This window comes from Aquibium sp. A9E412 (assembly GCF_030398335.1).
In the GTDB taxonomy this organism is placed as follows: domain Bacteria; phylum Pseudomonadota; class Alphaproteobacteria; order Rhizobiales; family Rhizobiaceae; genus A9E412.
Map to the genome: position 1 here is coordinate 1 of NZ_JAOAOP010000063.1, position 20168 is coordinate 20168.

At 72.7% G+C, this 20168-nt stretch carries 20 protein-coding genes; 16 read left to right on the plus strand and 4 right to left on the minus strand.

Features of this window, described 5'->3' with window-relative positions; translation table 11 throughout:
• Positions 1–90: 90 nt before the first annotated feature.
• Positions 91–1074, minus strand: a complete 984-nt coding sequence (gene ubiA / locus N1F89_RS17015; protein WP_290085522.1) for a 4-hydroxybenzoate octaprenyltransferase — start codon at positions 1072–1074, stop codon at positions 91–93.
• A 118-nt stretch (positions 1075–1192) separates the two neighbouring features.
• Here ubiA and purD point away from each other — a divergent pair, with 118 nt between their 5' ends.
• The 4 genes from purD to N1F89_RS17035 all read left to right on the plus strand — a co-directional run bounded on the left by purD (position 1193) and on the right by N1F89_RS17035 (position 6318).
• Entirely contained in the window at positions 1193–2473 is a 1281-nt protein-coding gene (gene purD / locus N1F89_RS17020; RefSeq protein WP_290085523.1) for a phosphoribosylamine--glycine ligase, read from the plus strand.
• A gap of 157 nt (positions 2474–2630) precedes the next feature.
• Complete coding sequence (locus N1F89_RS17025) at positions 2631–4406, plus strand: acyl-CoA dehydrogenase (RefSeq protein ID WP_290085524.1); 1776 nt, start codon at positions 2631–2633, stop codon at positions 4404–4406.
• A gap of 31 nt (positions 4407–4437) precedes the next feature.
• A complete protein-coding gene (locus N1F89_RS17030) occupies positions 4438–5193 on the plus strand; it encodes a crotonase/enoyl-CoA hydratase family protein (protein WP_290085525.1) in 756 nt (251 codons plus the stop codon).
• A 102-nt stretch (positions 5194–5295) separates the two neighbouring features.
• A complete protein-coding gene (locus N1F89_RS17035; protein WP_290085526.1) occupies positions 5296–6318 on the plus strand; it encodes a PAS domain-containing protein in 1023 nt (340 codons plus the stop codon).
• Between the two features lie 191 nt (positions 6319–6509).
• Here the strand turns inward: N1F89_RS17035 and pdxH are convergent, their stop codons facing one another.
• Complete coding sequence (gene pdxH, locus N1F89_RS17040) at positions 6510–7127, minus strand: pyridoxamine 5'-phosphate oxidase (RefSeq protein ID WP_290085527.1); 618 nt, start codon at positions 7125–7127, stop codon at positions 6510–6512.
• A 106-nt stretch (positions 7128–7233) separates the two neighbouring features.
• On the opposite strand from pdxH, the gene N1F89_RS17045 reads away from it, so the two are divergent.
• The 4 genes from N1F89_RS17045 (at position 7234) to N1F89_RS17060 (ending at position 10260) form a co-directional block, all read left to right on the plus strand.
• On the plus strand, positions 7234–7620 hold the full coding sequence (locus tag N1F89_RS17045; RefSeq protein ID WP_290085528.1) for an RT0821/Lpp0805 family surface protein: 387 nt from the start codon (positions 7234–7236) through the stop codon (positions 7618–7620).
• 119 nt (positions 7621–7739) lie between these two features.
• Entirely contained in the window at positions 7740–8693 is a 954-nt protein-coding gene (locus tag N1F89_RS17050; protein ID WP_290085529.1) for a DnaJ C-terminal domain-containing protein, read from the plus strand.
• A gap of 111 nt (positions 8694–8804) precedes the next feature.
• Positions 8805–9623 (plus strand): enoyl-ACP reductase FabI, encoded by an 819-nt coding sequence (fabI, locus tag N1F89_RS17055; protein ID WP_290085530.1) that lies wholly within the window; start codon positions 8805–8807, stop codon positions 9621–9623.
• A 49-nt stretch (positions 9624–9672) separates the two neighbouring features.
• On the plus strand, positions 9673–10260 hold the full coding sequence (locus N1F89_RS17060; protein WP_290085531.1) for a histidine phosphatase family protein: 588 nt from the start codon (positions 9673–9675) through the stop codon (positions 10258–10260).
• A gap of 72 nt (positions 10261–10332) precedes the next feature.
• Here the strand turns inward: N1F89_RS17060 and N1F89_RS17065 are convergent, their stop codons facing one another.
• Positions 10333–10578: a DUF1344 domain-containing protein gene (locus tag N1F89_RS17065; protein WP_290085532.1), complete on the minus strand. Its 246-nt coding sequence runs from the start codon at positions 10576–10578 to the stop codon at positions 10333–10335.
• Between the two features lie 183 nt (positions 10579–10761).
• Here N1F89_RS17065 and aroC point away from each other — a divergent pair, with 183 nt between their 5' ends.
• From aroC to N1F89_RS17105, 8 genes are all read left to right on the plus strand, one after another.
• Positions 10762–11859: a chorismate synthase gene (gene aroC / locus N1F89_RS17070; RefSeq protein WP_290085533.1), complete on the plus strand. Its 1098-nt coding sequence runs from the start codon at positions 10762–10764 to the stop codon at positions 11857–11859.
• A gap of 20 nt (positions 11860–11879) precedes the next feature.
• A complete protein-coding gene (gene ribB / locus N1F89_RS17075) occupies positions 11880–12986 on the plus strand; it encodes a 3,4-dihydroxy-2-butanone-4-phosphate synthase (RefSeq protein WP_290085534.1) in 1107 nt (368 codons plus the stop codon).
• 181 nt (positions 12987–13167) lie between these two features.
• A complete protein-coding gene (locus tag N1F89_RS17080) occupies positions 13168–14094 on the plus strand; it encodes a histone deacetylase family protein (protein ID WP_290085536.1) in 927 nt (308 codons plus the stop codon).
• Between the two features lie 5 nt (positions 14095–14099).
• Entirely contained in the window at positions 14100–14378 is a 279-nt protein-coding gene (locus N1F89_RS17085; protein ID WP_290085537.1) for an exodeoxyribonuclease VII small subunit, read from the plus strand.
• A gap of 94 nt (positions 14379–14472) precedes the next feature.
• Positions 14473–15393, plus strand: coding sequence for a pirin family protein (locus N1F89_RS17090; protein ID WP_290085538.1), 921 nt, complete (start codon positions 14473–14475; stop codon positions 15391–15393).
• Positions 15394–15475: 82 nt separating this feature from the next.
• Positions 15476–17389: a 1-deoxy-D-xylulose-5-phosphate synthase gene (gene dxs, locus N1F89_RS17095; RefSeq protein ID WP_290085542.1), complete on the plus strand. Its 1914-nt coding sequence runs from the start codon at positions 15476–15478 to the stop codon at positions 17387–17389.
• Between the two features lie 28 nt (positions 17390–17417).
• Positions 17418–18179 (plus strand): TlyA family RNA methyltransferase, encoded by a 762-nt coding sequence (locus N1F89_RS17100; RefSeq protein WP_290085539.1) that lies wholly within the window; start codon positions 17418–17420, stop codon positions 18177–18179.
• Positions 18176–19420, plus strand: a complete 1245-nt coding sequence (locus N1F89_RS17105) for an RNA methyltransferase (protein WP_290085540.1) — start codon at positions 18176–18178, stop codon at positions 19418–19420. Before N1F89_RS17100 ends, N1F89_RS17105 begins: the two co-directional genes overlap by 4 nt.
• 7 nt (positions 19421–19427) lie before the next feature.
• Here N1F89_RS17105 and N1F89_RS17110 read toward each other — a convergent pair whose 3' ends face one another.
• Entirely contained in the window at positions 19428–20138 is a 711-nt protein-coding gene (locus N1F89_RS17110) for an NAD-dependent deacylase (RefSeq protein ID WP_290085541.1), read from the minus strand.
• Positions 20139–20168 lie beyond the last annotated feature (30 nt).

Below are 20168 nucleotides of genomic sequence, written 5' to 3' on the forward strand. Positions count from 1 at the left end.
CAGGCGAAGTGGAAACCGGTTCGCCGTTCGGAAACGCGTGAAAACAATGAGTTAGAGCCGATCTGCGATTCCGTGAAACGCAGAACGGCTCTAGAAGTACGGGCTGACGGACGCCCACACCCCGCCGCCGATGAGGCCGAGGAAGATCAGCCAGCCGAGCACGCGGTTCGAGCGGAACAGCCGCAGGCACTCATCGGGGTCGTCGATGTCGAGCGTGCGGATCTGCCGCGCCATGTGCGCGGCGGCCGCCACCAGGCCGGCCATCGCCGGCAGCGGCACGGCGGCGAGCGCGAAGGCGACGGCGAAGAACAGCAGCGCCCCGCCGTAGAGCGCGACGAGCCACGCCTTCGTGCGGCGGCCGAACAGCAGCGCCGTGGAGCGCACGCCGACCAGCGCGTCGTCCTCCTTGTCCTGGTGCGCGTAGATCGTGTCGTAGCCGATCACCCACAGGATCGAGCCGCCGTAGAGCAGCAGCGGCGCCAGCGACAGGCTGCCGAAATGCGCCGCCCAGCCCATCAGCGCGCCCCACGAGAAGGCGAGGCCGAGAAAGAACTGCGGCCAGTCGGTGAAGCGCTTGGCGAACGGATAGACGGCGACCGCGGCGAGCGACAGCAGCCCGACGCCGATGGCGAACGGGTTGAACTGGAGGAGGACGACGAGACCCGTCAGCGCCTGCAAGACCAGAAACGTCGCTGCCGCCCGGCGGCTGACCTGGCCGGAGGGCAGCGGCCGCGAGCGCGTGCGCTCGACGCGCGAATCGATGTCGGTGTCGACGATGTCGTTGTAGGTGCAGCCCGCCCCGCGCATGGCGATCGCGCCGACCAGGAAGAGCAGCAGATGCCACGGCGAGGGCAGCACGTCGGCCAGCGCCGCGCCCGGCTGCGCGGCGGCGGAGGCGGCCAGCGCGGCCGACCACCAGCACGGCCACAACAGCAGCCACCAGCCGATCGGCCGGTCCCAGCGGGCGAGCTGCGCGAAGGGCCACAGCGTGCGCGGCAGCGCGCTGTAGACCCAGTGTCCCGACGGCGCGTCGGCGACGCGGCCGCGCCTCTGGCGTGTCTGGATGTCGTCCATGGCCGCTCCAGTGACAGCCGGCGGCCGCAGCGTCAAGCGGCCGGCGCGCCGCGCGCTTGACCGCACGCGCCGTCCGCCATAACCCGGCGGCGACAGGCAAACGGGGCGGGGTGTGGCGATGAATGTGCTTCTGATCGGCTCGGGCGGACGCGAGCACGCGCTCGCCTGGAAGCTCGCCGCCTCGCCGCAGATCGGCAGGCTGTTCGCCGCGCCCGGCAATCCCGGCATCGCCGCCCATGCCGAGTGCGTGGCGCTCGACGTGGCCGTCCATGCCGCGGTGGTCGCCTTCTGCCGGGACAGCGCGGTCGGCCTGGTGGTCGTCGGGCCGGAGGCGCCGCTGGTCGCCGGGCTTGCCGATTCGCTCGCCGCGGCCGGCATCCGCGTCTTCGGGCCGAGCGCCGCGGCCGCCCGGCTCGAGGGCTCGAAAGGCTTCACCAAGGACCTGTGCGCCCGCCACGGCATTCCCACCGCCGCCTATGCCCGCTTCAACAACGCGCCGAAGGCCAAGGCCCATGTCCGCCGCCTCGGCGCGCCGGTCGTCGTCAAGGCCGACGGGCTGGCCGCCGGCAAGGGGGTGACGGTGGCGATGACGCTGCCCGAGGCGCTGGCGGCGATCGACGACTGCTTCGAGGGCGCCTTCGGCGAGGCCGGCGCCGAGGTCGTCGTCGAGGCTTATCTGGAAGGTGAGGAGGCGAGCCTGTTCTGCCTGTGCGACGGCACGACCGCGCTCGCCTTCGGCACCGCGCAGGACCACAAGCGCGTCGGCGAGGGGGACACAGGTCCCAACACCGGCGGCATGGGCGCCTATTCGCCCGCCCCCGTGATGACGCCGCAGATGACCGAGCGTGTCATGCGCGAGATCGTCGAGCCGACGCTGGCCGGCATGGCCGCCGCCGGCAGCCCGTTTTGCGGCGTGCTCTATGCCGGGCTGATGATCACCGCGGGGGGGCCGCAGCTCATCGAGTACAATGTGCGCTTCGGCGATCCCGAGTGCCAGGTGCTGATGCTGCGGCTCGACGACGACCTGCTGCCGCTGCTCGTCGCCGCCGCCGAGGGGCGGCTCGCCGGCCACGCGCCGCGCTGGTGCGACGAGGTGGCGCTGACCGTGGTGATGGCGGCCGCGGGCTATCCCGGCCGGCTGCGCACCGGCGGCACGATCGCCGGGCTGGAGGCGGCCGCCGCCGGCGAGGATGTCGCCATCTTCCACGCCGGCACGGCGCTTCGCGACGGCCGGCTGGTGGCCGCCGGCGGCCGCGTGCTTAACGTGTGCGCGCGCGGTCCCGACATCGCCGCGGCGCGCGAGCGCGCCTATGCCGCCGTCGACCGCGTCGAGTGGGCCGACGGCTTCTGCCGCCGCGACATCGGCTGGCGCGCGCTGGCGCGGACGGGCTCCGCCTAGCGCGTCACCGGACGGCTGCCGCGGCGTCCGTTGCAGGCGCCAGTCGTTTGACGTTTACGTAAAAAGCTTCTAGCACGATGCGCGCTTTCGCCTGTGGCCGTGGCGCGGCGTTGCCGCTAGCTTCGGCCGAAGCCCGCCGACAGTCGAGGAGACCCGCATGTATCGCGCACCCGTCGAGGAGATCGCCTTCACCCTGAAGCACGTCGCCGGCCTCAAGCAGGCGCTCGACGCCGGCCGCTTCGGCGAACTCGGCGAGGACCTGGTCGACGCGATCCTCGTCGAGGCCGGCCGCTTCGCCTCCGACGAGGTGGCGCCGCTCAACAAGGCCGGCGACGAGACCGGCGCGGTGCTGGCCGACGGCGCGGTGACCATGCCGCCCGGCTGGCGCGATCTCTACCGGCGCTGGGCCGAGGGCGGCTGGAACGCGCTGTCGGCGCCGGAGGAGGGCGGCGGCCAGGGCCTGCCGATGATGCTCGGCGCCGCGGCGCTGGAGATGTGGAACTCCGGCTCGATGGCCTTCGCCATCGGCCCGACGCTGACCATGGGCGCCGTCGAGGCGATCGAGAAGCACGCCAGCCCCGAGCTCAAGGCGACCTATCTGGAGAAGCTCGTCTCCGGCGAATGGATGGGCACCATGAACCTGACCGAGCCGCAGGCCGGCTCGGACCTCAACGCGCTGCGCACCCGTGCCGAGCCGGCCGGAGACGGCACCTACCGCATCTTCGGCCAGAAGATCTTCATCACCTATGGCGAGCACGACTTCACCGACAACATCGTGCATCTGGTGCTCGCGCGGCTGCCCGACGCGCCGCCCGGAACGCGCGGCATCTCGCTGTTCCTGGTGCCCAAGTTCCTGGTCGACGTGGACGGCTCGCTCGGCGCGCGCAACGACGTCTTCTGCGCCTCGATCGAGCACAAGCTCGGCATCCACGCCTCGCCGACCTGCACCATGGTCTATGGCGACGGCCGCTTCGGCGAGGCGCCGGGCGCCGTCGGCTGGCTGGTCGGCGAGGAGAACCGCGGCCTGGCCTGCATGTTCACGATGATGAACAACGCCCGGCTGGCGGTCGGCATGCAGGGCGTGGCGGTCGCCGAGGCGGCCTACCAGAAGGCGCTCGCCTATGCCCGCGAGCGCCGGCAGGGCCGCGCGCCCGGCGCCGCCGGGCCGGAGATGAGCCCGATCGTCGGCCATCCCGACGTGCGTCGCAACCTGCTGACCATGAAGGCGCTCACCCAGGCCGCCCGCGCCATCACCTATTGCTGCGCCCACGCCACCGACATGGCGCGCACCGGCCAGGGCGACGAGGCGCGCCACTGGCAGGAGCGCGCCAACCTGCTCACGCCGCTCGCCAAGGCGTTCCCCACCGATGTCGGCGTCGAGGTCGCCTCGCTCGGCGTTCAGGTGCATGGCGGCATGGGCTATGTCGAGGAGACCGGCGCGGCGGTGCTCTACCGCGACGCGCGCATCGCGCCGATCTACGAGGGCACCAACGGCATCCAGGCGATCGACCTGGTGACGCGCAAGCTGCCGCAGTCGGGCGGCGAGCACGTGGCGGGCTTCATCGGCGAGCTGCGCGCCGACGTCGAGGCCGTGCGCGCCTCCAACCGCGACGGCTTCGGCGCGACGGCCGAGCGTCTTTCGGCCGCGCTCGACGATCTCGAGCGGGCGACGCGCTTCCTGCAGGGCGCGCTCGCCGAGGGCGACCAGGCGACCGCGCTCGCCGGCGCGACGCCCTATCTGCGGCTGTTCGCGCTGGCCGCCGGCGGCGCGATGATGGCGCGCGGCGCGCTGTCCGGCGCCGATGCGCGGCAGACCGGGCTGGTGCGCTTCTTCGCCGAGAACCTGGTCGACGAGACCGCTGCGCTGTGCCGCCGCGTGGTCGAGGGGGCCGACAGCCTCGCGGCCGCCGGCGCGCTGCTCGAGACGGCCTGACGGCGCGGCCGCGGCAGGGAGGGATGACGCGATGAGCGAGCACGTTCTGGTCGGGATCGAGGACGCGGTGATGACGATCCGGCTCAACCGGCCGGACAAGAAGAACGCGCTGACGCGGGCGATGTACGCCACGCTCGCCGCCGCCCTGCGCGACGGCGACGTCGACCCGGCCGTGCGCTGCCGCGTCGTGCTCGGTGCGCCCGGCGCCTTCTCGTCGGGCAACGACCTGGCCGACTTTCTCGCCGTGGCGACCGGCGGCGAGGGCGGCACGGAGGTCTTCGACTTCCTGCGCGCGCTGGCCGAGGCGCAAAAGCCGATCGTCTCGGGCGTCGACGGCATCGCCGTGGGCGTCGGCACGACGATGCACCTGCATTGCGACCTCACCTTCGCCACGCCCGAATCGGTCTTCCGCACCCCCTTCGTCGATCTCGGCCTGGTGCCGGAGGCCGGCTCCAGCCTGCTGGCGCCGGCGCTGATGGGCCGCCAGCGCGCCTTCGCGCTGCTCGCCCTCGGCGACGGCTTTTCCGCCGAGCAGGCGCGCGAGGCGGGCATGATCCACCGCGTCGTCGCCGCCGAGGTGCTGGAGGCGCAGGTTCAGGCCGCCGCCCGGGCGCTCGCCGCCAAGCCGCCGGAGGCGCTGAAGATCGCCCGCGACCTGATGCTCGGCCCGCGCGACGCGCTGCTCGCCCGCATCGACGAGGAAAGCCGCCATTTCCGCGCCCGGCTGACGTCGGACGAGGCGCGCGCCGCCTTCATGGCCTTCATGAACCGCAAGCAGACCGGCTGAGCGCGGCCCGACCGGCCGCAAAGCGCCGGCGCGTCTTGATTCTGCCGTCACGGCATGCTGTTTGCCCGGTGGGGGGCTGCTCTGGAGCTTGCAGGTTTGGACGTGACGACTGTCGGAAGATGGCGTGCCGACGCCATCGACGAGTACACTTGGGATCAGTTCCCGGTTTCCATCACCATCGCAGACCCCGCTGCCCCCGATTGCCCGCTGGTCTATGTCAACCGGGCCTTCGAGGAGACGACGGGCTATGCCGCGAATGAGGTGATCGGCCGCAACTGCCGCTTCCTGCAGGGGCCGGAGACCGACCGGGCGGCCGTCCAGCGGGTGCGCGAGGCGCTCGACGCCGGCACCGCGGTCGAGGCGACGCTGCTCAACTACCGCAAGGACGGCGCCACGTTCTGGAACGAGCTGCACCTGGCGCCGCTGCGCGACGCCGACAAGCGCATCGCCTACTTCATCGGTATCCAGCGGCCCGTGGCCTCGCCCGAAGGGACCTCGCCGCAGCACGTCGCCGCGACGATCAAGCTGCAGGAGATCCAGCATCGGGTGAAGAACCACCTGGCGATGATCGTCAGCCTGATCCGCATGCACGCGCACAACGCGCCCGACGAGGCGTCCGACGGCTACGGCAAGCTGGCCCGCCGGGTCGAGAGCCTGCAGCTTCTCTACGACCAGCTCACCGAGAAGTCGTCGCGCAGCGTGATCGCCGACAACAACATCCAGCTCGACGCCTATCTGGCCAAGATCGTGCGCACCATGGTCGAGCTCGATCCGCGCGACTCGATCCGCGTCCGCAGCGAGACCGAGCGCATCGACATGCCCGTCGAACTGGCCACGCATCTCGGCATGCTGGTCTCCGAGATCGTCACCAACGCGCTGCGCCACGCCTTCCAGGGGCGCGACGGCGGCCTGATCGCCTTCGACATCGCCCGGCTCGCGGACGGCCGCGTGCGGCTGCGCATCGCCGACGACGGCATCGGCATGGCCGAGGATGCCGAATGGCCCTCGCCGCGCAGCCTCGGCGGGCGCATCATCAAGTCGATGGTCGGGGCGCTCGGCGCCGAGATTTCCATCGTCCGCGACGGCGGCACCACCTTCGAGATCGTCGTCCCGGTCGAGCCGTAGCCGGACCGCGCGGTCCCGCGCGCGCGGCCACGCTGGCAGGCTGGGCCGCGAGGCCGGCGGCCGGCCGCCGCCGGCCTTGGAGCGACCCGTCTGTCACGGAACCGCAGATCGGCCCCAGGCTGTTGCTTCGACGCGTTTGCGACCGGCGAACCGGTTTCGACTTCGCCTGGAGACGCTTTGGCCGCCGCCGTCTACGGGTAGAGCCGCGTGCGCGTCCAGCCGCCTTTGCCGTCCGGCTCGAACAGCACCCGGTCGTGCAGCCGGAAGGGCCGGTCGTGCCAGAACTCGATCGCGCTCGGCACGATGCGCAGGCCCGACCAGTGCGCCGGCCGCGGAATCTCGCCGACCGCGAAGCGCGCCGTGTACTCGGCCACCGCCTTCTCCAGCGCGAAGCGGCTTTCCAGCGGCCGCGACTGCTTCGAGGCCCAGGCGCCGATGCGGCTGCCGCGCGGCCGCGAGGCGTAGTAGGCGTCGGCCTCCGCATCGTCGACGATCTCGACCGGCCCGCGCACGCGCACCTGCCGGCGCAGGCTCTTCCAGTGGAAGCACATCGCCGCCTTGCGCGCGGCCAGGATCTCGCGTCCCTTGGCGCTCTCCAGATTGGTGTAGAAGACGAAGCCGCGCGCGTCGAAGCCCTTCAGGAGCACCATGCGCACATTGGGCAGGCCGTCCGCGTCGACCGTGGCGAGCGCCACCGCGTTGGGGTCGTTCGGCTCTGCCTTCTCCGCCTCGGCCAGCCACTCGGCGAACAGCCGGAAAGGCTCGGCGTCCTCGGTGAAGTCACGGCTTGTTAACCCTGTGTCGCTCATTCTGTCGGTCCGTCCGCATCGTCTGTCTCGCCGGGGAGAATGCCGATTGTCGCCGCCAGTGCAACCACCGTCGCGCCGTCGCCCGGCGATCGGACCTGCGCTGGCCGTGATCGCCGTTGCCGGGCTCCTGTCCGGTTGCGCCGGCGGTTTCGACATCGACCGTCTGGCGGCCGACCGCTCGCTCACCACCGCCTCGGTGCCCGAGCGGGCCGAACGGCCGGATGCCGACCGGCTGTCGGACGAGGCGACGATCCGCGCCGCGGTGTCGTCGGCCGACCTCGAAGGCCTGGGCACCGGCTCGGTGCCGTGGGCCAACCCGGAGACCGGCACGCGCGGCGAGATCCGCGAGATCACCGAATACCGCGAGGCCGGCCGCCTGTGCCGCAGCTTCGTCACCTCGCGCCAGAGCTACGACGGGGTGAGCCTGCTCAGCGGCGACGCCTGCCTGCTCGAGCCGGGCCTGTGGCACCTGCGCCGGCTGGAGGACGTCTGACCGTCCGCCGCAGCGGCCGCCGCAAAGCGGCCGGGGCTGGAATTTCTTCCTAGCAATGCGCATATATTCCGCGTGCGGGGGATGCTATCCCGTGCGATCCGAACGGACAGTTGAGAGCCATGCGCGATCCCTATGACGTGCTCGGCGTGTCCAAGGACGCGTCGACCAAGGACATAAAGTCGGCTTACCGGAAGCTCGCCAAGACCTATCATCCGGACCAGAAGCCGGACGATCCCAAGGCGAAGGAGCGCTTCGCCGAGATCGGCCAGGCCTACGAGATCCTGCGCGACGACAAGACGCGCAAGGCCTACGACCGCGGCGAGATCGATGCCGAGGGCAAGCCGCGCTACGAGGGGTTCGAAGGCTTCCGCGGCGGCGGCCGCGCGGGCGGCGACCCCTTCGCCGGCTTCCGGCGCGCCGGCGGCGGGCCGGGCGGGGCGCATTTCGAGTTCCGCACCGCCGGCACGGGCGACGATCCGTTCTCCGACGCCGACATCTTCTCGCAGATCTTCGGCCAGGCCTTCCAGCAGGGCGCCGGGCGGACCGCCGGCGGCGGCCGGCGCACCCAGGCGCCGCCGGGCGCCGGCGACATCAACGCCACGCTCGACGTCGATCTCGAGGACATCGCCAATGCCGGCAAGGTGACGGCGGTCTTTCCCGACGGCCGCAAGATCGCGGTCAAGCTGCCGCGCTATGTCGAGGATGGCCAGACGATCCGGCTCAAGGGGCAGGGCGCCGAGACGCCGTTCGGCACGCGCGGCGACGCGCTGGTCAGGATCCGCATCAAGCCGCATGCGCGCTTCCGCGTCGAGGGCCGCGACCTGCATGTCGACCTGCCGGTGGCGCTGCGCGACGCGGTTCTCGGCGGCAAGGTGGCGGTCGACACGCCGAGCGGCAAGGTCGCGCTGACGCTGCCGGCCTGGTCGAGCTCCGACCGCCGGCTGCGGCTCAAGGGCCGCGGCCTGCCGCTCAAGACGGGCGGGGCGGGCGATCTCTACGCCCATGTGCGCATCATGCTGCCGGAGGGCGGCGACGCCGAGCTCGAGGCGCTGTTCAACAAGGCCAAGGCCTGACCGGCGGCCGCCTCGGGCGGGCGGCCAAGCCGCTTGATGCCCACAAGACGCTGTGCGATAGGGCTGGCGCCGGGATCACGGCGCCGGGATGACACAGCGGAGAAGCTTCACATGGCAGCTGGCAATGGCCTGATGGCCGGAAAGCGCGGGCTCGTTTTCGGGGTCGCCAACAACCGCTCGATCGCCTGGGGCATCGCCAAGTCCTGCGCCGCGGCGGGGGCGAAGCTCGCCTTCACCTATCAGGGCGACGCGCTGCGCAAGCGCGTCGAGCCGCTGGCGGCCGAGCTCGATGCCGAGGTCGTCGGCCACTGCGACGTGACCGAGCCGGAGACGCTCGACGCCGTGTTCGAGACGGTCGAGCAGCGCTGGGGCGGGCTCGACTTCGTCGTGCATGCCATCGCCTTTTCCAACCGGGACGAGCTGACCGGGCGCTACGTCGACACCACGCGCGACAACTTCCTGCGCACCATGGACGTCTCGGCCTATTCGCTGACCGCCATCGCGCGCCGCGCCGAGCCGCTGATGTCGGAGGGCGGCTCGATCCTCACGCTCACCTATTACGGTGCGGAGAAGGTGATGCCGCACTACAACGTGATGGGCGTGGCCAAGGCCGCGCTCGAGGCGAGCGTGCGCTATCTCGCCGTCGATCTCGGCGGCTCGAAGATCCGCGTCAACGCCATCTCGGCCGGGCCGATCAAGACGCTGGCCGCCTCCGGCGTCGGCGACTTCCGCTACATCCTGCGCTGGAACGAGTACAACTCGCCGCTCAAGCGCATCGTCACCACCGACGAGGTGGGCGATTCGGGCATGTTCCTGCTGTCGGACCTGTCGCGCGGCATCACCGGCGAGGTTCTGCACGTCGATTCGGGCTACCACGTCGTCGGCATGAAGGCCGTCGACGCGCCCGACATCGCCACCGTCGTCGACTGAGCGGCGGCTCCGCCGCGCCACCTGCAAGCCTGGGATCGTCTGTGCCGCGATGACCGGACCGCTCTACCTCGTGCGCCACGGCCAGACCGACTGGAACCGCGAGGGCCGCCTGCAGGGCCAGGCCGACACCGACATCAACGCGACGGGCCGCGAGCAGGCCGAGCGCAACGGCCGCGTTCTCGCCGCCGCCGTCGGCGACCCCTCGGGTCTCGATTTCGTCGCCAGCCCGATGCGCCGCACGCGCGAGACCATGGAGCGGGTGCGGCGCGCGATGGGCCTGCCGGCGCAGGGCTACCGCACCGATATGCGGCTGGTCGAGGTGCATTTCGGCGACTGGCAGGGCCACACTCTGGCCGAGCTCGACGCCGCGCAGCCCGGCGCGAGCGCCGCGCGCGAGCGCGACAAGTGGCGCTTCCGCCCGCCGGGCGAGAGGGCCGAGAGCTACGAGATGCTGGCCGCGCGCGTGCGGCCGTGGTTCGAGGCGCTGAGCGGGCCCACCGTGTGCGTCACCCACGGCGGAGTGCTGCGCGTGGCGCTGATGCTCGCCGGCCACATGGCCGGCGGCGACGCCGCCCGGCTCGACATCCCCAACGACCGGGTTCTTAGGCTGGGCGGTGCCGCGCCGGAATGGCTGTAGGCCACCGGGCGCAAGGGCCGGGCCGCGGTCCGAGTGCCGCGATGCGGCCGCGCGCGACGCGGCGGCCGCGGCCTATTCGGGCAGCAGCATGTCGGTGATCTGCAGAACGCCGTCGAGCTCGCGATAGGCGATGACGACCTCCATGCCCTCCTCGATCGCGCTCATGTCGATCTCGGCGGGCAGCTTGTAGGTCTGGCCGTCGGCCAGCGTGATGGTCATGGCGTCCTGGTCGACGGCGGTGATCTGGCCCTCGGTGTCGGCGGCCAGTGCCGTGCCGGCGGTCAGGAAAAGGGCGAATGCGGCGGCGATGATGCGCATGGGGGTTCCCTCGGATGGTGCCGGCCGCCCCTCCGGGGCCGGGATGCGAAGCATACGACGCCCTTCACCGACAGTCCAAATGTGTCAGAAGTAAAGCCGTTCCGGCCTCCGGCGTTTGACCGCGCCGCGCCGGCGCAATAGAAGCGGCCGGTCCGGCCGGCGCCGGAGGGAAAGCCCGCATCGATGTCGCACAACACCTTCGGTCACCTGTTTCGCGTCACCACCTGGGGAGAGAGCCACGGCCCGGCGCTCGGCTGCGTCGTCGACGGCTGCCCGCCCGGCATCCGCTTCCGCCTCGCCGACATCCAGGCCGAGCTCGACCGTCGCCGCCCCGGCCGCTCGCGCTTCGTCACGCAGCGCCGCGAGCCCGATTCGGTGCGCGTGCTGTCCGGCGTGGTCGAGGAGGCCGACGGCACGCTGGTCACCACCGGCACGCCGGTCTCCATGCTGATCGAGAACGTCGACCAGCGCTCGAAGGACTACGGCGACATCGCCACGCGCTACCGGCCGGGCCATGCCGACTACACCTATGCGGTCAAGTACGGGCTGCGCGACCATCGCGGCGGCGGCCGCGCCTCGGCGCGCGAGACGGCGGCCCGCGTCGCCGCCGGCGCGCTGGCGCGCCGCGTCGTGCCGGGGCTCGTCGTGCGCGGCGCGCTGGTCGCGATCGGCGAGCGGTCGATCGACCGCGCGCGCTGGGACTGGGATTTCGTCGACGACCCGGAGAACCCCTTCTTCACGCCCGACCGCCAGTCGGTCGCGGTTTTCGCCGACTATCTCGACGCGGTGCGCAAGGCCGGCTCGTCGGTCGGCGCGCTGGTCGAGGTCGTCGCCGAGGGCGTGCCGGCCGGCCTCGGCGCGCCGGTCTACGGCAAGCTCGACCAGGACGTCGCCGCCGCGCTGATGTCGATCAACGCGGTCAAGGGCGTCGAGATCGGCAACGGCTTCGAGGCCGCCCGCATCACCGGCGAGGAGAACGCCGACGAGATGCGCAGCGGCGCCGACGGCGCGCCCGTCTTCCTGTCCAACAAGGCCGGCGGCGTGCTCGGCGGCATCTCCACCGGCCAGCCGGTCGTCGCCCGCTTCGCGGTCAAGCCGACCTCCTCGATCCTCACCCCGCGCCGCTCGGTCGACGCGGACGGCAACGAGGTCGAGGTCGTCACCCGCGGCCGGCACGACCCGTGCGTCGGCATCCGTGCGGTGCCGATCGGCGAGGCGATGCTGGCCTGCACCATCGCCGACCACTATCTGCGTCACCGCGGCCAGACCGGCCGCATCTGACGCGCCAACGAGGCTCCCGCATGCCCTACGACCAGAAGCGAGTTGTCGACGCCCTGCGCGCCTTCGAGGCGGGCGAGATCGTCGTGGTGATGGACGACGACGGGCGCGAGAACGAGGGCGACCTGATCGTCGCCGCCGTGCACTGCACGGCCGACAAGATGGCCTTCATCGTGCGCCACACCTCCGGCATCGTCTGCGCGCCGATGACGCGCGACAACGCCAAGCGCCTCAACCTGGCGCCGATGGTGGCCGACAACGACGCGCCGCACGCCACCGCCTTCACCGTCAGCGTCGACTTCCGGCACGGCACGACGACCGGCATCTCGGCCGAGGACCGCACGCTCGCCGTGCGCAACCTGGCCAACCCCAATGCCGGGCCGGCCGATTTCGTGCGCCCCGGCCACATCTTCCCGCTGGTGGCGCGCGAGGGCGGCGTGCTGATGCGCTCCGGTCACACCGAGGCGGCCGTCGATCTGTGCCAGCTCGCCGGCCTGCCGCCGGTCGGCGTGATCTGCGAGCTGGTCAACGACGACGGCACGGTGATGCGCGGCCCGCAGGTCTCCGCCTTCGCCGAGACGCACGGCCTCAGGCAGGTCTCGGTCGCCGACCTGATCGCCTACCGCCAGCGCCAGGAGAGCCTGGTCGAGCGCGTCGCCAGCTTTCCGGTCGAAACGCCGGGCGGGCCGGCCGTGGCGCACGCCTACACGCTGCCCTGGGAGGTGATGCAGCATCTGGCCATCGTCTTCGGCGACATCCGCGACGGCGTCGAGGTGCCGGTGCGGCTGCAGACCGAGGATGTGGTGGCCGACGTGTTCGGCACCGAGAACCGGCTCGCCGACGTGATGCGGCGCATGGGCGGCGAACGCGGCGTCATCGTCTATCTGCGCGAGGGCTCCGTCGGCGTCGCCCACCAGGTGCGCCAGCGGCCCGAGCAGACCGGCCAGGAGGACCACGCCGAGGCGCTGCGGCGCGAGAGCGAGTGGCGCGAGATCGGCCTCGGCGCGCAGATCCTCAAGGACCTCGGCATCGGCTCGATCCGGCTGATCGCCTCGCGCGAGCGCCACTATGTCGGGCTCGAGGGCTTCGGCATCGAGATCGCCGCCACCGAGCTGATCGAGCGCGGCTGACGCGGGCCGGCACGGCCGGCGAATCGCCCCGCCCGCCGCGGGCCGGACGGCCGCCGCGCCGGACCGGCGGCGGCGACGCCGCGGCGCCGGCGGCCGGCCGAGGGCGCAACCGCCTGTTGAGGGCGGCCGCGATCGGCCACGCCGGCGTGGCGTCAGCGGCGTTTTTTGCCTATATCGGGGCATGACGACACGCCTCTACACCCACCACATCTATCTCGAGCACCTGATGCCGGCCGGCCATCCCGAACGGCCGGACCGGCTGCGCGCCATCGAGACGGTGCTCGCGCACGACGTCTTCGCGCCGCTCGTCCGCGTCGAGGCGCCGCGCGCCGACGAGCAGGCGGTGCTTCTCGCCCATCCCGAGAGCCACCTGATGCACGTCAAGCGCCAGATCCCCGAGGAGGGGCTGGCGCGCATCGACGCCGACACCTCGGCCAGCCCGAAGAGCTGGGAGGCGGCGCTGACGGCGGTCGGTGCGGCGCTGGCCGCCGTCGACGACGTGATGACGGAACGCGCCGACAACGTCTTCGTCGCCGCCCGTCCGCCGGGCCACCACGCCGAGGCGACGCGCGCCATGGGCTTCTGTCTGTTCAACAACGCCGCCATCGCCGCCCGCCACGCCCAGAAGCACTACGACGTCGAGCGCGTCGCCATCGTCGACTGGGACGTGCATCACGGCAACGGCACGCAGGACATCTTCTGGAACGACCGCTCGGTGCTGTACTGCTCGACGCATCAGATGCCGCTCTATCCCGGCACCGGCGCCAAGGACGAGACCGGCGCGGGCAACATCGTCAACGCGCCGCTGTCGGCCGGCGACGACGGCGAGGACTTCCGCGAGGCCATGCGCTCGCGCATCCTGCCGGCGATCGACGATTTCCGGCCCGACCTGATCATCGTGTCGGCCGGCTTCGACGCCCACCGGCGCGATCCGCTGGCCGAGATCAACCTCGACGAGCGCGACTTCGACTGGGCCACGGCCCAGCTCATGGAACGCGCCGACCACTGGTGCGACAACCGGCTGGTGAGCCTTCTGGAGGGCGGCTACGACCTCGAGGGCCTGGGCCTTTCGGTGGCCGCCCATGTCGGACGGCTGATGAAGGGATGAGCATGATGGCAGACGACGCCGAACGGCCCGCGACGGCCGACGCCGGCAATGGCGACATCGCCGGGATGAGCTTCGAGCAGGCGCTCGAGGCGCTCGAGAAGATCGTCGACGACCTGGAGCGCGGCGACGTGCCGCTCGACCAGTCGATCCGCATCTACGAGCGCGGCGAGGCGCTCAAGAAGCACTGCGACCGGCTGCTGCGCGCGGCCGAGGACAAGGTCGAGAAGATCCGCCTGTCGCGCGAGGGCCAGGCGGCCGGCACCGAGCCGCTCGACCCGCAGTAGAGGGCGGCCGCGCCGCCGCGCGCGGCGCTTCTCTCGGCGGTCGCCTTCCCGTATGCTCGCGAAAGCCGGCGATGCGTGATCGAGGAGGTGCGCCGTGAGCTTCTTTCCCGGCCGGGACCCGCAGCCGGGCGACGCCTTCGCCTGCGACGCCATCGAGCAGCTCATCGTGCCGCGCGCCAGCGACATCGGCGGCTTCGCGGTGCGCCGGGCGTTGCCCTCGGCACGCCGCCGTCTCGTCGGGCCGTTCATCTTCTTCGACCGCATGGGCCCGGCGGTGCTGCGCGGCGGCGCGGCGCTCGACGTCAAGCCGCATCCGCATATCGGGCTCGCCACCGTCACCTATCTGTTCGACGGGCGCATCCGCCACCGCGATTCGCTGGGCACGGCCCAGGTCATCGCGCCGGGCGACGTCAACCTGATGACGGCCGGCCGCGGCATCGTGCATTCCGAGCGCTCGCCGGAGGAGCTGCGCGGCCATCCGCTGGCGATCTCCGGGCTGCAGACCTGGCTGGCGCTGCCCGACGGCGGCGAGGAGGTGGCGCCGCGGTTCGACAACACGCCGGCCGCCGCGCTGCCGGTGATCGAGGCCGAGGGCGTCACCGCGCGCGTCGTCATCGGCGCCTTCCACGGCGCGCGCTCGCCGGTGCGCACCGCCTCCGACACGCTTTACGCAGACATCCGGCTCGCCGCCGGCGCCCGCGTGGCGATCCCGCCCGATGCCGAGGAGCGCGCCGTCTACGTGCTCGACGGCACGGTCGAGATCGCCGGCGACCGCTTCGCCGCCGACCGGCTGCTCGTCCTGCGTGCGGGCGACGAGATCGTCGTCGCCGCGCCCGGCGGCGCCCATGTCATGCTGTTCGGCGGCGCCGCGCTCGGCTCGCCGCGCCACATCTGGTGGAACTTCGTCTCCTCCTCCAAGGAGCGCATCGAGCAGGCCCGGCAGGAGTGGCGCTCGGGACGCTTCGACATCGTGCCGGGCGACGCGGAGGAGTTCGTTCCGCTGCCGCAGCGGTGAACCCGCGGCGCCGCCACGCGTTTACATCGGCCTTCCGGCATCCTATGTCCTAGCGCAACGACCCGCAAAGCATGTGAACCGTGTGACCTCGCCGCCTCCCACCCCGCTTCTCGACCGCGTCCGCATCCCCGCCGACCTGCGCGACCTTCCCGAGGCCGAGCTGCCGCAGCTCGCCGAGGAGCTGCGCGCGGAGGTGATCGACGCCGTCTCGCAGACCGGCGGCCATCTCGGCGCCGGCCTCGGCGTGGTCGAGCTGACCGTGGCGCTGCACTACGTCTTCAACACGCCGGACGACCGGCTGATCTGGGACGTCGGCCACCAGGCCTATCCGCACAAGGTGCTGACCGGCCGGCGCGGGCGCATCCGCACGCTGCGCCAGGAGGGCGGGCTGTCCGGCTTCACCAAGCGCGCCGAGAGCGAGTACGACCCCTTCGGCGCGGCGCATTCCTCGACCTCGATCTCGGCCGGCCTCGGCATGGCCGTCGCCCGCGACCTCGACAAGCGCAAGAACCACGTCATCTCGGTGATCGGCGACGGCGCCATGTCGGCCGGCATGGCCTACGAGGCGATGAACAACGCCGGCGCGCTCGACGCGCGCATGATCGTCATCCTCAACGACAACGACATGTCGATCGCGCCGCCGTCGGGCGCGATGAGCGCCTATCTGGCGCGGCTCGCCTCGGGGCGCACCTATCTCGGCATCCGCGAGGTCGGCAAGAAGCTGACCGCCTATCTCGGCAAGCGCGCCGACCGCGCCATCACCCGCGCCGTCGAGCACGCCCGCGGCTACGTCACCGGCGGCACGCTGTTCGAGGAGCTCGGCTTCTACCATATCGGCCCGATCGACGGGCACAATCTCGAGCACCTCGTGCCGGTGCTCAAGAACGTGCGCGACAACGGCCAGGGCCCGGTGCTGATCCACGTGGTCACCCAGAAGGGCAAGGGCTACGCGCCGGCCGAGGCGGCCGCCGACAAGTATCACGGCGTGTCGAAGTTCGACGTCATCACCGGCGCCCAGGCCAAGGCGCCGGCCAACGCGCCGAGCTACACCAAGGTGTTCGCCAACAGCCTCGTCAAGGAGGCCGAGGCCGACCCGAAGGTCGTGGCCATCACCGCGGCCATGCCGTCGGGGACCGGGCTCGACCTGTTCGGCCAGGCCTTTCCCGAGCGCACCTTCGACGTCGGCATCGCCGAGCAGCACGCCGTCACCTTCGCCGCCGGCATGGCGACCGAGGGCTACCGGCCGTTCTGCGCCATCTATTCCACCTTCCTGCAGCGCGCCTACGACCAGGTGGTGCACGACGTCGCCATCCAGGGCCTGCCGGTGCGCTTCGCCATCGACCGCGCCGGCTTCGTCGGCGCCGACGGGCCGACCCATTGCGGCGCCTTCGACACCACCTATCTCGCCACGCTGCCGGGCTTCGTCGTCATGGCGGCGGCCGACGAGGCGGAGCTGTGCCACATGGTGCGCACCGCCGCCGCGCACGACGCCGGGCCGATCTCGCTGCGCTATCCGCGCGGCAACGGCACCGGCGTGGAGATGCCGGCGCGCGGCGATGTGCTGGAGATCGGCCGCGGCCGCGTCGTGCGCGAGGGCTCAAAGGTGGCGCTTCTGTCGTTCGGCGCGCGGCTCGGCGAGTGCCTGCTCGCCGCCGAGGAGCTCGAGGCGGCGGGCCTGCCGACGACGGTGGCCGACGCGCGCTTCGCCAAGCCGCTCGACGCCGATCTGGTGCGCCGCCTGGCGCGCGAGCACGAGGTGCTGATCACCGTGGAGGAGGGCGCGATCGGCGGCTTCGGCGCGCATGTGCTGCATTTCCTCGCCCATGAGGGGCTGCTCGACGCCGGCCTCAAGGTGCGGCCGCTGGTGCTCGCCGACCGCTTCGTCGACCAGGCCAAGCCGGAGACGATGTATGCCGATTCCGGGCTCGATTCGGCCGGCATCGTGCGCACCGTCTTCGCCGCGCTCGGCCACGGCGTCGCCGCCGCCCGCGCCTGACGCCGGCCGCGAGGCGCGGCCGCCGGCCATGACCGACGCTTCCTCCCCGGACCGCCGCCGGCTCGACGCCCTGCTCGTCGCGCGCGGCTTCTTCGACAGCCGGGCGCGCGCCCGTGACGCGGTGCTGCGCGGCACGGTGACGGTGGCCGGCCGGACCGCCGAGAGGCCCGGCCAGAGCGTCGCCGGCGATGCCGAGATCGCCGTCGCCGATCCGGCGCGACGCTACGTCTCGCGCGCTGCGCTCAAGCTGGTGCACGCGCTCGACGCCTTCGGCCTCGCCGTCGCCGGCCGCCGGGCGCTCGACATCGGCGCCTCGACCGGCGGCTTCACCCAGGTGCTGCTCGAACGCGGCGCGGCGTGCGTCACCGCGCTCGACGTCGGCCACGGCCAGCTTCACCCGACGCTCGCCGGCGATCCGCGCGTGCGGCCGCTCGAGGGGGTGAACGCGCGCGCGCTGTCGCCGGCCGATCTCGACGGCACGGCGCCGGATCTCGTCGTCTGCGACGTCAGCTTCATCTCGCTGCGGCTCGCCCTGCCGCCGGCGCTGGCGCTCGCCGCGCCGCGCGCCGACGGCGTCTTCCTGGTCAAGCCGCAGTTCGAGGTCGGCCGCGCCGCGCTCGGCAAGGGCGGGGTGGTGCGCGATACCGCGCTCGCCCGCGGCGCGGCCGAGGCCGTCGCAGGCTGGCTCGACGGCCGCTCCGGCTGGCGCGTGGCGGGGCTGGTCGACTCGCCGGTCGCCGGCGGGGACGGCAACCGCGAGTTCCTGCTCGTCGCGGCCAGGGCGGCATGAGCGAGCGGCTGACCATCGACCGGCTGGGCGGCCAGGGCGACGGCATCGCCGACACCGCGGCGGGACCCTGCTACGTGCCCTTCGCGCTGCCCGGCGAGACGGTGACGGTCGAGCGCGCCGGCAGCCGCGCCCGGCTGCTTGCCGTCGAGCAGCCGGCGGCCGAGCGCGTCGCGCCGGCCTGTCCCCATTTCTCGGACTGCGGCGGCTGCGCCATGCAGCATCTGGCCGACGCGGCCTACCGCGCCTGGAAGCGCGAGCGCGTCGTCCAGGCGCTGGCGAGCCGCGGCCTCGACGTGCCGGTCGACGCGCTGGTGCCGTGCCCGCCCGGCGCCCGGCGCCGCGTCGCGCTCGCCGCGCGGCGCACGGCCGGCGGCGTGGTGCTCGGCTTTCACCGGGCCCAGAGCGACCGCATCGTGCCGGTCGAGGCCTGTCCCGTGGCGGCGCCGCAGATCGTCGCCGCGCTGCCCGCCCTGCGCCGTGTCGCGACGCTGCTCGGCCGCCCCGGCAAGCCGCTGCAGCTCGTCGTCACCGCCGGCGAGGCGGGCCTCGACGTCGCCGCGCGCGGCACCGGCCGGCTCGGCGAGGCGGCGGTGAAGCAGGCGGTCGCGGCGGCGCTGGAGGAGGACTTCGCGCGGCTGTCGGCCGACGGCGAGGTGCTGGTCGAGCCGCGCGCGCCGGCCGTGCGCTTCGGTCGTGCGGCGGTGGTGCCGCCGCCCGGCGGCTTCCTGCAGGCGGTCGCCGCCGCCGAGACGGCGATGGCCGGGCTGGTGACGGCGCATCTGGCGGCCGCCCGCCGCGTCGCCGATCTCTATGCCGGGGCCGGCGCCTTCGCCCTCAGGCTGGCCGAGGCGCACACCGTGCATGCGGTGGAGGCCGACGGTGCGGCACTCGCCGCGCTGGAGCGCGGCGCCCGCGCGACGTCCGGCCTGAAGCCGGTGACGACGGAGCGGCGCGACCTCGACCGGCGGCCGCTGACGGCGGCCGAGCTGGCCGGCTTCGACGGGCTGGTCTTCGATCCGCCGCGCGCCGGGGCGCAGGCGCAGGCGCGCCAGATCGCGGCCGCGGCCGTGCCGCATGTCGCGGCCGTCTCGTGCAGCCCCGGCACGCTGGCGCGCGACCTCGCGATCCTGACCGAGGCCGGCTACGCGATTGCCCGCGTCGTGCCGATCGACCAGTTCCTGTGGTCGCCGCATGTCGAGGCGGTGGCGCTTCTCGCGCACGGCGGCCGGCGCCGCCGCTGAGGCGCGCTCAGCGCCCGCCGGCGATCAGATCCTCGACGAAGCGCGGCACCACGCTGCCGGCCGGCCCGTGGATCGCCTCGGCGAAGTCGCCGACGCCCTCCGACGGCTCGAGATTGAGCTCGACCGTGTGGGCGCCGGCGCGGCCGGCCTCCTGGACGAACTGCGCCGCCGGGTAGACGGCGCCCGAGGTGCCGATGGAGACGAACAGGTCGGCCGCGTTCAGCGCTGCGTAGATGCGCTCCATGTGATGCGGCATCTCGCCGAACCACACCACGTCCGGCCGCACGAAGCCGACCGACCGGCAGGCCGGGCAGGGCGTCTCGACGCCCATGTCGCCGCGCCAGTCGCGCCGTTCGCCGCAGTTCGCGCACAGCATGGCGGCGAGCCGGCCGTGCATGTGGACGAGCCGCTCGGAGCCGGCCCGCTCGTGCAGGTCGTCGATGTTCTGGGTGACGAGCAGGAACGGCCCCTGCCAGGCCGCCTCGAGGCGGGCCAGCGCCAGATGCGCGGCATTCGGCTCGACGCCGGCGAGCCCGCGGCGGCGCGCGTTGTAGAAGGCGTGCACGCGCTGCGGGTCGGCGGCGAAGCCCTCCGGCGTCGCCACCGCGCGAAAATCGACCTTCGACCACAGCCCGTTCCGGTCGCGGAAGGTGTCGACGCCGGATTCGGCCGACACGCCGGCACCGGTGAGGATGACGATGGAGCGTTCTGTCGCCATGGCTCGCGTCCCGGTCTTGCCGCGGTCGGC